At 41.3% G+C, this 13193-nt stretch carries 7 protein-coding genes; 6 read left to right on the top strand and 1 reads right to left on the bottom strand.

Annotation, left to right across the window (positions count from 1 at the left end; translation table 11 throughout):
• Positions 1 to 44 precede the first annotated feature (44 nt).
• The gene (locus AC58PQ_RS07920; protein WP_497241422.1) at positions 45 to 899 is read right to left on the bottom strand and encodes an AraC family transcriptional regulator; all 855 of its coding nucleotides are present in this window, start codon (positions 897 to 899) and stop codon (positions 45 to 47) included.
• A 213-nt stretch (positions 900 to 1112) separates the two neighbouring features.
• On the opposite strand from AC58PQ_RS07920, the gene AC58PQ_RS07915 reads away from it, so the two are divergent.
• From AC58PQ_RS07915 to AC58PQ_RS07890, 6 genes are all read left to right on the top strand, one after another.
• Positions 1113 to 5537, top strand: coding sequence for a dockerin type I domain-containing protein (locus tag AC58PQ_RS07915; protein ID WP_497241421.1), 4425 nt, complete (start codon positions 1113 to 1115; stop codon positions 5535 to 5537).
• 339 nt (positions 5538 to 5876) lie between these two features.
• A complete protein-coding gene (locus tag AC58PQ_RS07910) occupies positions 5877 to 6773 on the top strand; it encodes a helix-turn-helix domain-containing protein (protein WP_497241420.1) in 897 nt (298 codons plus the stop codon).
• Between the two features lie 273 nt (positions 6774 to 7046).
• Positions 7047 to 9590, top strand: a complete 2544-nt coding sequence (locus tag AC58PQ_RS07905) for a hypothetical protein (protein ID WP_497241419.1) — start codon at positions 7047 to 7049, stop codon at positions 9588 to 9590.
• Positions 9591 to 9645: 55 nt separating this feature from the next.
• A complete protein-coding gene (locus AC58PQ_RS07900) occupies positions 9646 to 10521 on the top strand; it encodes an ABC transporter permease (RefSeq protein WP_497241639.1) in 876 nt (291 codons plus the stop codon).
• Positions 10522 to 10533: 12 nt separating this feature from the next.
• Positions 10534 to 11409: a carbohydrate ABC transporter permease gene (locus AC58PQ_RS07895; protein WP_497241418.1), complete on the top strand. Its 876-nt coding sequence runs from the start codon at positions 10534 to 10536 to the stop codon at positions 11407 to 11409.
• A gap of 61 nt (positions 11410 to 11470) precedes the next feature.
• Positions 11471 to 13045 carry an ABC transporter substrate-binding protein gene (locus AC58PQ_RS07890; RefSeq protein WP_497241417.1) on the top strand — a complete coding sequence of 525 codons (1575 nt, stop codon included), beginning with the start codon at positions 11471 to 11473 and terminating at the stop codon, positions 13043 to 13045.
• Positions 13046 to 13193 lie beyond the last annotated feature (148 nt).

The following is a 13193-nucleotide window of genomic DNA, read 5'->3' as shown; positions in this document are numbered from 1 at the left end:
GTAGGACTATTCGGGAGTTCTTTTCTTAAGACATCATGGATGACTTATACGCTCTTGCGATAATTGTGCGGGGAAATCCCTGCATATTTCTTAAATACTCTAGAAAAGTAGTATACATCTTTATAACATAAAGCATCGGATACTTCATGAATCGGCCAATCTGTGTTAAGCAGAAGACGTTTGGCTTCGGCAACTTTTAACCGATGAACATATTCATTAAACGGATAACCCGTATACTGACTAATCATTCTCCTTAGCGTTGGAATCGAAATATGGTTCCGTTTGGCAACGATATTTGCATCTAATGATTGATAAATCGTGCCTGCAATATCATCGACTACTTGATTAATATTTTGTTTTGTTAATTTTTGCTGCGGCTTGTCAGCGAGCAGGATACATTCGAATAGAAGTGATTCCAACATTAATGAACTGCGGTCTACATTTACAGGAACTCCACTCTCAAGTAGCGAGAAAATGATTTCAAGCTTATTGACTACCATTTCAGTCATTCCAACTTGTTTGACAGTATCCGTATCATGAAGCCACCGCTCAAGCCACTCCCCAATTCGACAGCCTTCAAATCGTATATGATATTCGTCCCAATATCCTTGATCTTCAGGTCCATAATGAAATTCAGCACCAGGATATACAAAAAACAGGCTGCCTGCTTCTACTTGCTGCACTGGGCCATCATTCACCTGATAATAGCCTTTTCCACCGACAATATAAATAAATGCCCAACTGTCGAAGGTGGTATTATTTCGCTGCAAAGTCCTTCCTGGTAAATGGCCCATGGCGGTAATGGTCAATGTTGAAATAATTAATTTGGATTTATCAAATTTGAGATCCTCTATGCGTATTGGATTGTTGCTGATCATATAGTCCAAAAACTTTGGCATTTCGCACATTCCCTCCGATAATACGTGGTGTTATCTTAAGTATAAATGATTGTTGTAAGCGATATCAATCCTTGAAAGAAGGTGGTTAGCATTTAATTATTCTTAGGTCGAGGATTTTGGGACTACAGCTAACATAACACATGATTCGCAAAGACGGTAATGACTGCTTATTTTGTAAAAGTTGACTTTCAAATTCAGTACTGAGGTGATCTTATGAGAAACAAATTTTTAGTATATACCTTCCTAGTTGTATTTCTATTTTCGACATTTGGTTATGGAGACGTCAGATCGCATACAGCATCTGCCTCATCGCCTAATCAAATTGACGCGGGTCAATTAATCATCTCATTCAATGACTCAGGACAAATCACAAGCTTAAAGAGCAAGATTGACAATGTCGAGTATGTAGAAAGCAATCATCCATCATATTTGATCAAGCTCGTAGCCGACGGTGCAGAGCAGCTGTCGACTTCCATGAGTTATGAATCATCAACGAGCAGTTATACATTCCAGTTCGATCCCAAAAACATTCAAGTGGTTGTAAAGGCGCAATCTAAATTGGATTACGCTACATTCGAAGTCACTTCCGTTACAGCGCCTACAGGCGTGGATGTAGAAGTAGTGATGTGGGGACCTATTGCGACTACGATCAGTCAAACGGTTGGCGAATCGCTAGGGGCTGCCTACAACGATAATTTTGCAATCGGAATTAAACAGTTGAATATTAAGACAATTGGCGGGTGGCCGCTTGAATTTATGAACCTGACCCATACGTCTATTGGACCAGACAGAATGCCTTTCATGTGGAACAGCGCTGCGCGTACCTCTTGGGGGAGCTTACTACAATCGTATACATACGATCACACGAAAGTTAGATACAGGAATGTTGGATATCAGAAGCCGAACCAACCGGTACAGCCTTTAGCAGGACCGGACGGTCAATTGCAAGGCTCGAAAATTGCCCTGTACGGGACGGCGAAGACGAATATTTTGAAAACGATTTCAAGTATACAGACAGGCGAAGGACTGTTTCATCCAACCCTCGATGGTGAGTGGACAAGACAATCGCAAAAATCGTCCCAATCTTTTTTAGTCTTAGGTGACATCTCTTCGTCCAATATGGCGCAGGCTGCACAGTATGCGAAAAATATGGGATTGAATTATGTCTACTCCCTTGAAGGAGCAGGCGGTCCTTGGAACACAAATGGTCATCTGCAGTTTAAGTCCAAATTAGGCGCGAACGATGCGGGCGTGCAGCAAACCGTCAACACGGCTGCAACTTATGGTATTAAATACGGCGTTCATACCTTGTCCGATTTTATTGATACCTCTGACGGCTATGTGACCCCTATTCCAGATCCAGGACTTGCCATCGCAGGAAGCGCAACACTGACGAGAAACCTGGATGCAACGAGCACGGATGTTTATGTAAGCAGCTTGGACCCTTTTGTCAACGGGGGTGGAAATAAGATTCGGATTAATAATGAATTGCTTAGCTATTCTTCAACAACGCAGATCAGCCAGGCGGAATGGAAGCTAAGCGTAGCTCGTCATATTCATGGAACTTCGGCGTCGTCGTATTCAGCGGGTCAGACGGTATCCAGATTGTGGGTCAACCAATATGGCGGATTGGCTGGCGGGACTGAATTGATTAATTCGATTTCACAGCGCATGGCAACCGCCTATAATAATACGGGAATAAGAGCCATGTCGTTTGACGGTTTAGAAGCTGCAATGTTTTCAGGTTATGATAATTACGGCATGAGTCAGTTGGTTTCCAATATGTATAACAATTTGACGAACCCGAATGATTTCATTACGGAAGCCAGTGGGATGTCAGCTAACCTTTGGGATTATATTACGAGAGTAAGCTGGGGCGAATCCAATACTAGCATCTCGCAGCTATACACCAACATGGAATACATGAAACGTAACTTATTACCTGAGATGATCGGCTGGCTTTATTTGGGCAACTACAATACCATAACACTCGAATATTATTTGTCTAAAATGGCAGGCTGGAATGCAGGTGCCGGCTTCCAAACGAGCGTAAGCGCTTTGGCTAACCAAAGTGTGTTTATAGAAAAAATAAAGCAATGGGAAACAGCTAGAAATCTAGGAGCTTTCTCACAAGACCAACGCGCAAGATTGCGGTCCAAAAATTCTTATTGGACATTGAGTGTTGTGGAGCCAGGCGTCAAATGGCGCTTGCAACAAACGGATAGTTCAGGAGTTTCTCTAGGCGCACCTGAAGACGTATTCGTAGGGAATACGGCCGTTTATACGCCAGACTTCAGTCTTCCAATCAATGTTGCATTGGATAAAATTCCGACATTTAGCGCACCGATTACCCAGGAGGCGGAGAATGGAACCGATGGCGTGAGCAACAATTCAAACGCTTGGGTAGGACTTTCTACGGCAGGACTCGGTTGGATGCAGGTCGATTTCGGTCAAAGCTACGATGTTGATAAAATTAAGCTGTGGCAGTATTACGCGGATCCGAGAATATACCATGACGTCATCGTTCAATTATCTAATGATCCTACATTCAGCAGCGGTGTTACGACGGTGTTTAACAATGATACGGATAATTCAGCAGGTCAAGGCGTGGGTACGGATTCCGAATATGCAGAATCGGCTGCAGGAAAGACATTGACGTTTACAAAAATAAATGCCAGATATGCAAGGTTTTGGGCGAATGGAAACTCAAGAATTAATGCTAATAGTTGGGTCGAAGCACAGGTTTATTCTGCTTCGCAAACACCTGCTTCATCGATCTCTGTAAGTGGCGCTGGCGGCGCGAATACCATCACTGTCAGTGACGGCACGCTTCAAATGCAGGCTGCAGTACAGCCAACTGGCGCAAATAATAATTTCATTTGGCGTGTTTTCGAAGCTGATGGCGTAACGCCAACGGATAAAGCAGTGATTGACGCTAATGGCTTACTTACAGCCAAAAAGAATGGAAAAGTGAAAGTGGTTGCCACTACAACTGACGGAACCGGCATACAGGGCTCCAGTACGATCATCATTAGTTTTACTCCACCTCCAATAAATGTTGCATTGGGGAAAACGCCAACCTTTAGCGGACCCATTTCACAGTCGGCCGCCTTTGCAACGGACGGTTTAAGCAATAATTCTAACAATTGGGTTGGATTGAATACGGCTGGACTGGGTTGGATGCAGATCGACTTTGGACAGAACTATAATGTTAATCAAATTAAGCTATGGCATTATTTCGCCGGTGGAAGAATTTTTCGCGACGTCATCGTTCAATTATCCAATGATCCGACATTCAGCAGCGGAGTTACGACGGTGTTTAACAATGATACGAATAATTCGGCAGGATTAGGAGTAGGTACGGATTCTGAATATGCGGAAACAGCCTCGGGCAAAGTTATTTCTTTTACGAAAGTCAATGCAAGATATGCTAGATTTTGGATAAACGGAAACAACGTAATCAATTCTAATACTTGGGTTGAAGCGCAGGTGTTTACAGCTCCGCAAATAACAGCAATGGAAGTAACAGCACCAGCATCCATCACTGGAGTTGCAAACGGAACGGCGAAGACGGCAGCAGCTCTTGGATTGCCAGCAACGGTCGAACTAGTAACCGATACGGCGGGAAGCCTGAATGCCAGTGTGACTTGGGATGTGTATGCCTCATCCTATAATCCGTCCTCACCAGCAGGCCAGACGTTCACCGTGAACGGAACAGTAACTTTGCCTGACGGAGTTGCAAATCCGAACAATGTGGCACTGACAACAAGTATCAGCGTGACCGTATTACCAGTTCCAGTGGCTGTTTCGCCTCAGGCTACCCTTACTCTTCAACCACAGGTAATAGCTGGAGAAGCATTGGATTTGATGATGGGATTAGTCAACGTTACACAAAGTGAATTCCAGCATATTAATGCGCAAGAGCTGACGCTTACCTATGATGCAGCGAATATGCAGCTGGGTACGGTGACCTCACTTGTTTACGGATTGCAAGTCATCGATCAACAAGAGACAGTCCCAGGACATGTTCAGTTTATTCTTGCAAGCACAAATCCTGATGGATTTGTTCCGCAAGGAGATATCCTGAAATTTAGCTTTACTGCCAAAGCTGTAACCCAAGTTACGCATGCAGCCTTTGGTGTAAGTAGTTTTACAATTGCCAACGGTCTAGGTAACGAATTGCAAATTAACGGAGCCTCTTCCAGCACTCAAATTATTGTACCTGCAGTACCGGTGGATAAAACATTACTGAACGCTCTAATCGTAAGCACTCAGGCGAAGCATGATGCTGCAGTAGAAGGAAATATGGATGGTCAGTATTTGACGGGTTCAAAGGCAATTCTTCAGTCGGCCATAAGTGCAGCGAGTGTGTCAGCTAATGATCCGAATGCAACTCAGGTTGAGGTGGATCATGCCAAAGCTGCACTTGCAGCGGCAGTTCAGGCATTTGAAAACAACAAAATAACAGCAGATGTCAGTGGAAATGGCATTATTACTATTGGGGACTTGGCTATAGTTTCAGCAAGCTATGGTAAGCAAACTGGTCAAAACGGCTGGAATGCCAAAGCGGATGTCAATAGAGATGGTAAGGTAGATATTATAGACTTGGCCATCGTGGCCAAAGCTAAATTGCAGTAAACCGAATCATTGATAATGTGGGGAGAACTCAAGTTCTCCCCCTTATTTAATTAAACATGGTAGAACAAAGAACAAAGGGATGGAAAGTTCATCCCTTTGTTTTTTGCAGATACCCATAGAAACCCATATTTAAATAGCTATTTTTCAATCTTGGTTCATTTTTTAGAGATTTATCAATTATTGTAGCGTATTTTTATTAATATTCGGTGTTTTACTGTTTTTTTTTTGTATTCAGATCGTTAGTATTCTACTTATGATAGGAGCATGTAACCTCCCGCTAAGCATATATAAGCGAGTCCCATTTGTAAACTTTTTAATTTATAAACGAGGTGAATTATATTGAAAAAAGTTAATAAAAATGATTTGTTCAAGCAAGAAAGAATAGAATTTACATTTAAGTCAGAAAACGGGCTTGTTGAATTTAAACTAGGCAGAATTAATCACCTTAAGGCTTCCAAGCCTATTGAAACTCATGTTCATAAAGGCTCGATTGAAGCTACATATCTTGTAAAAGGAAGACAAATATATGAGGTAGAGAATAAAGAGTATGAATTTAATAGTGGAGAGGTTTTAATTGTCTTTCCCGATGAAGTTCATAGCTCTGGGACATATTTCGAGGATAAATCACTTTTTTATTATTTCGTGATAAATATTGAAGAAAGTAATAACTTCATGGGATTCTTCAATGAAGATGGGGGGAAATTGCTAAATACGCTAAAAGAAATAAAAAAAAGGCGGTTTCGTGCATGCTATAAATTCGAAGAATTATTTGACAGAATAATTGAATTGTATTTCACTCAGAGTCCTTACAAGGATTTTCTGATTCGCTGCTGGATTTCTGAATTTATAATAAAGTTGGCAGAAAGCGAAAAATCAATAAATCCTAAAGAACAGGATGACTTGCAGCCGGTACTGGAATACATACAAAAAAACATTTTCAATACAATAATGATTTCTGATTTAGCAGATATCATGCATATGTCAGAATCATATTTTGCAAGGTTATTTAAAGAAAAAACCGGGATTTCTCCACATGAATACATTTTGAGAAAAAAAATAGAATTATCAAAGAACTTAATTATAAAGAATGATAACGGAGTAACACATATAGCACATATGATTGGATTCTCTTCAAGTCAGTATTTTTCTACGGTTTTCAAGAGATTTACAGGGGTTAGTCCGAGCATATTTAGGAATGAAAGGATTAAACAATCATTAACTGAAAACTATATATGATCTAGACCTTCTGTCAAGGACACTTCAAAAACTTGGTTTATACCTAGGCAGCTAAAAAAAGATGACTTCCTGTATGTATTGCACAGGGGTCATCTTTTTTTAATTCCCATTCGTTGATAAATTCATTTGGTCTTTTTCGCATAATGTTTGAATTTCAATTTAGTTAAATATTAAACGCGATTTTTCTACAAATTTGTTTTAATTATTACATAACCTAATATTTTGATAGTGCTTAGCTAGTTAATTTGGAACGCTGGCACGCGGAGGATGAACATGAAACCGGGAAATATTTACACGAAGTCGATGATGGACACTTCCGTTGAAGACAATAACCGTGAGTGGTGCTATCTTGCAAAGTCAACAACAACAATCGGAGTACCATTTCAACCTGATGTAACACAGGTGACCTTCGATGGAGCTCTGTTTACAAAGAATGCAGAATTATGCTTTTTTTACGGTAAACCGTTAAAACCTCTTTTTGCAAGACAAAAAACCTTTCTTGAAGGTTGGATTCCAGTAGTGCTCTATGACTGGACTGAGGGCAATTTGCGTTATGACATCGAGATGTTTGCAGCACAGCTGGATGGCGAGGACGAGAGCAACACGATAAATTTTGTTAAAGTAATGATCAAGAATAAGGGGACAGTAAATACAAAGGCAGCATTTTCTTCTGCAAGCCGTAACACAGGAAAAGACTATAGATTTCAAGACTTGGATTATGTCACTAACGAGTACATAAACATGGATTTTTCGGAAGAATGGATGTACAAAATCCAAGATAATAAAGCTATACGTGATAATAAGATCGTATATACTTTTTCCCCAAGCTCTTATAACGAGGCAATACCGGGAGTACGATATTCAGGAGAGTTTTGCGGCAAGAAATATGACGTTAAAGAGGAGTCAGCCGTATGTCTTGCACATTATGAAAAAGAACTCGGTCCAGGTGAAATCATTACACTGATTTTTAAGATGCCAAGAGTTCCTGTGGGATTATCAGAAGTGGAATTTATTGAGAGAATTGATAAAGCCGATTACGACTTTTATCGAAATAGAACGATTTGTTATTGGGAAAACTTGATGCAGCAAGGCGGAAGCTTTCATTTTCCAGAAAAACGCGTTCAGGGGGCTCACCTTGCGAGCCTTGTCCACTTGTTGCTAGCAACAAGAACAAGAAATGGAGAACGCTTTCAGACAAGCGGGCTGCCTTATCCGAATTTCTTTATGATTGACTTTATCGACATGAGATTGGCTTACGATCTTAAAGGCTGGAATAAGCTGGCAAGAACGAGTTTCGATCAGATTTTTAAAAGGCAGTTGGAAGACGGCTTGTTTTGTGATACAAGCCTATCGCACGGAAAAAAACTGTGGTCTTCTCACGGACATATGCTCTATACATTAGCACATCACTGTTTGATAACCAGGGATGTTAATTATGCAAAAGAAATATATCAAAGTATGAAAGACGCTGTTAAATGGATCGAGATGGCAAGAAAAGAAAATGAGTATGGCTTAATGCCACCGGCATATCCATATGATGCAGAGATGATAAATGGCCATTATACGTCTCATAACCTCCTCTCCCTACTGGGGCTTAGGGCTGCTATCTCCTTGGCAAGATCGTTGGGAATGGAAGAAGATTCAACTGCATGGAAGAAACTTCATGATGAGTATTTATCTTCATTACTTAATGCTATAGAAGCAACCTGCGGTGATGACGGTTATGTTCCACCAGGGCTTTATTCATATTTAACAGGGAAAGCTGCTTCTGAGAAATTTGAAGAATACCAAACCAATTGTGATTGGGAAAATATTCTTTTGGTATATCCAACGGAGATACTTGAACCTGGTGACAAGCGGGTGCAGGCAACATTAAACAAGATGAGAATGGGTTATGCAGAAGGCGTAATGACTTATAGACACGGTCTGTATTTACATCAATATATTACAACAAATCTTATCGAACAGTATATTGTTCTGGGTGAATCTAAAAAGGCTTTGATTGACTTATACCATGTATTAGTACACTGCGGATCAACCCACGAGGGTTTCGAAAATTTGGTATTTCCATGGACGGACCGCCATGTAGAACCCAAATGCCCAGCACCTCATGCCTGGGCTGCGGCCAAAGTTGCTCTCGTGCTTCGTAATATGCTGGTCATGGAGCATGGTGGGGCTTCAGGGCTGGAACCAGATAAAAGAAATTTATACTTATTTAGCGTAATATCCCCTGAATGGGCAAAGACCAATCAAGAGGTTTCATTTGAAAACGCACCAACGGAGATGGGGAATGTTTCTGCAAAAATGGAATTTACCCATACAGGAGCCCATATTGAAATACACAATGAGTTTCATATGCTGCCAGCAAGAATTAAAATCAGAATCCCATATTTCAAAGAATTTATTGCATGCAGGACAGATGCAGCAACATGGGAATTAAATGACAATTGCATTTCTCTAAGTCCGGATGTGTCTTTCGTTGATGTTGATTGGAAAGAAAAAGATGGAGCAGGTTTACATACTTTTGAAGAATTACTAGTAGCTTACCGTTCATCTAACAGCTTTGCAGGAGTGGACGACAATGGATACCCGATTATAAAAGAAGGAGAACCGTTTATTACCGCTGATGAAAAAAGGGAGGATGAACAAATTTTAAACTTTAATCTTGTACTTGAAGCATTTGAGCATGAATATAGCAGAAGATGTAATGAGTTTTTGAGAAATGGGGGAACTCTCAAAAAAGTAGAACCACCTGGTATGGTAACTGGTAATTGCCGACATGCAAAGGAGAATGCTTGTGGAATCGAAAACAATTAATAAACGGCGTGTTCCTGTCATAAGTGAATTAATAAAAAACAAAATCTTTTATCTCATGATGCTCCCAGGACTGATCTTCATCATTGTCATGTATTACCTGCCCATGCTCGGGGTTGTCATTGCGTTTCAACAATATAATCCGATTAAAGGGATTCTAAACAGTAAATGGATTGGTTTCACGAATTTCAAGTTCCTCTTTCAATCCGATGCACTATTCCAAATCACATTCAATACAATCGTCTACAACCTAATCTTCATTATACTCGGTATTGGTTTATCGCTCGTAATTGCGATTCTCATCAATGAAATCGGTAATCGCTTTCTTGCAGGAGCTTACAAAAGCATTTTACTTCTTCCTTTTCTCTTGTCTTGGGTGGTAGCTGAATATTTACTTTTCACTTTCCTAAGTATGGACAAAGGCATTATCAATACGTTACTGGCACAATTCAATGTCGAACCTGTCCAGTGGTATTCCGAACCGTTGTACTGGTGGTTTATTCTACCGGCGAGCTATGTATGGAAGAATGTTGGTTACTTCTCGGTTATTTTTGCAGCTGGGATTGCTGGGATTTCCTCCGAGTATTATGAGGCTGCGAAAATGGATGGCGCAAATAAATTTCAGCAAGCCATCAAAATTACGATTCCGATGCTGGCTCCGATCACAATTACTTTACTGCTGCTACAGGCGGGGAAAATTTTTTACGCCGCTTTTGGGGATTGGGGAATGTTCTATAACCTGCCTAAGGAGTCGGGTGTGTTGTTTAGTGCCACCAACGTCATCGACACTTATGTTTACAGATCTTTGAAAAGTATGAGTGACTTCGGCATGTCGTCCGCTGTAGGACTATACCAATCATGTGTTGGATTTATCCTCGTTATTGTATCGAACTTAGTAATTCGACTTTACGATCGTGACAGTGCATTGTTCTAGGAGGATGACAAAATGATTAAACGGCTTTCGATTCCTAACGTTATTTTAAATGGTATGTTTATGGTGTATTGCGCACTGTGCTTGATTCCTTTGTTTGTAGTACTTTCCGTTTCACTATCCGATGAGCAGTCGATTTTCCAGTCTGGCTATAAGTTGATTCCCATGGATTTTAGTTTAGACGCTTACGCATTCATTCTTAACGGAAATTCTCCTATACTGAGAGCCTATGCCGTTACCATCATCGTGACACTAGTCGGCACTTTATTGCATCTTATGATCTCGTCCTTGTTTGCCTATAGTCTTTCAAGAAAAGAAGTGAAATATAGAAACATCGTGTCTTTCTTGGTTGTATTCTGCCTTTTGTTCAGTGGAGGGTTAGTACCTTGGTATATTCTGCTTTCGAAATACCTTCATCTGAAAGATACGATCTATGTGCTTTTCGTTCCGTACTTGGTTTCATCGGTCAATGTGCTGATTATGAGAAATTTCTTTACGCATACGGTCCCTGAATCGATTATAGAATCTGCAAGAATAGACGGTTCCGGCGAGTTTAATACCTTCTTAAAGCTGGTACTCCCCTTATCGACGCCAGTGCTCGCAACCATCGGTCTTTTCACAGCTGTATTTTATTGGAACGATTGGTTTACTGCTGCCTTATTCGTTGAGAACGGCAAGCTGTATACGCTGCAGTTTCTCCTTCAATCGATCATGAACAACATTGCGTTTCTTCAAGCCAATTCGTTAACAGCGAAAGCCGCACTTGCCCAACCGGATGAGACAGCCAGAATGGCAACATGCGTCCTATCTGTCGGGCCGATTATACTCGCTTACCCTTTTTTACAGAAATATTTCGCCAAAGGCCTTACATTAGGCGCAGTGAAATCGTAAAGATTGGCTTTACCGGGTTTCAACCCGTTTAGCATATAAAAACAAATATGGAGGTCAAACAATGAACACATCAAAGAAAATGAAACGTTCGCTTGTTATGCTTAGTATTGGTATTTCCGTCGCAATTACGGGGTGCAGCACACCGAAGGCTGAACCAACGGCTTCAGCTCCTGCGCCGAGTACGGCGGCAGCACAAACAGCTCAACCAACTGCAGCCCCATTAGCGCCAGTTGAATTATCCTACTTTTTCCCGGCTGGACCTCAGAAAGATATGCAATCCGTAGAAGATGCCCTGAATAAGCTCGTTAAGCCGAAAATCAACGCAACGGTTAAACTTAAGGGTGTTGATTGGGGCGTTTACGAAGAAAAAATGAAAGTGAGCATGGCTTCTGGTGAACCCTACGATCTCGTCTGGACATCGGCAGGCTTTAACAATTATTTTCAAAATGTAGCGAATGGGGCTTATGCACCGCTCGATGATTTGATTGCGAAATATCCGGACATGAAGAAAGGGATTCCAGATATGTTCTGGAATGCAGTGAAGGTAAAAGGGAAAATTTATGGCGTACCTGTTTTCCAACAGTCCACCGCTGGTTACGGCTATGTCATACAGAAAGCAGTAGCCGATAAGTACAAACTGGATTGGAAGTCGATCACTAAGTTATCTGACCTGACGCCATTCCTGGAAACGGTCAAGAAGAACGAGCCCAATCTAATACCTTGGGAATATAGTCAGGCAATCGATCCATTCCTTACCGCACCGCCGATGTTCGGCCTTGAGACTTTAGGGGATGCGAAGACGCCTGGAGATCTGTATTTAAAAGATGGAGGCAAGGTTGTCAATCAGTATGAGACTCCGGAGTTCAAAGCATATATTACGATGATGAGAGATTGGTACACCAAAGGATACTTACGTAAAGACGCAGCGACCTTAAAAGAAACTGCTGCGGATCGTAAAGCTGGAAAGAACGCGCTGCAGTTAGGCCAGATCGATGTTGACTCCGTGGCCTTTGCAGCAGCCGGTATGGATGCTACAGGTAGAATGTCTGGCCCTAATCCTGCTACACAGTCTTACGACTTCCAGTTCGTGAAGCCACTTCTTACAACCGATAAAGCTGCAGCCACCATGACAGCGATCTCTGCGAATTCGCCAAATAAAGAAAGAGCGATGATGCTCCTCAATCTGCTTAACACCGACAAAGAAATTTACAACACACTAGTTTGGGGCGTTGAAGGTAAGCATTATAAGAAGGTCGCGGATAACCGAATTGAAACGATTAAAGACAGCGGCTTCCAAATGGGTTCCCCTTGGGAATTTGGTAATATGTCTCTCACTTATTTATCAGAGGGTGACCCGAAAGGAAACGATCAGAAGTTTACGCAAATGTGGGTAGATCTCAATAAAAACGCAACACCATCCAATGCACTAGGATTTGTATTTGACTTTACGCCAGTTAAAGCTGAGAAGGCCAATGTTGACGCTGCGATTGATGAACTTTATTATGCGGTTGCGAGCGGTTCGGTTGACCCTGACAAGTATTTGCCGCAATTCCTGGATAAGTTGAAAAAAGCAGGCTCCGATAAAATTATTGCTGAGAAGCAAAAGCAATTGGATGCTTGGAAAGCCGCTAAATAAGTAACAAAAGCTTCATTACTAAGGTATGTAAGTTCGTATTTGGGGAACTTTGGATGTCATCCTACTTGTAGTGAATGCATGCAAAGTTCCCTTTTTCTAAAGACGCTACTTCCGGGAATGCGCACCTATTCTAAAAATTGGAGGTTAT

Source organism: Paenibacillus sp. J22P143, assembly GCF_059692035.1.
The sequence above is the reverse complement of the archived record's forward strand: the minus strand, read 5'-3'. Positions and strand labels throughout refer to the sequence as shown.

Coding starts and splice junctions, on each gene's coding strand:
- AC58PQ_RS07915 (WP_497241421.1), top strand. CDS start 1,113: ATGAGAAACAAATTTTTAGTATATACCTTCCTAGTTGTATTTCTATTT.
- AC58PQ_RS07900 (WP_497241639.1), top strand. CDS start 9,646: ATGATGCTCCCAGGACTGATCTTCATCATTGTCATGTATTACCTGCCC.
- AC58PQ_RS07920 (WP_497241422.1), bottom strand. CDS start 899: ATGCCAAAGTTTTTGGACTATATGATCAGCAACAATCCAATACGCATA.
- AC58PQ_RS07890 (WP_497241417.1), top strand. CDS start 11,471: ATGAACACATCAAAGAAAATGAAACGTTCGCTTGTTATGCTTAGTATT.
- AC58PQ_RS07895 (WP_497241418.1), top strand. CDS start 10,534: ATGATTAAACGGCTTTCGATTCCTAACGTTATTTTAAATGGTATGTTT.
- AC58PQ_RS07905 (WP_497241419.1), top strand. CDS start 7,047: ATGAAACCGGGAAATATTTACACGAAGTCGATGATGGACACTTCCGTT.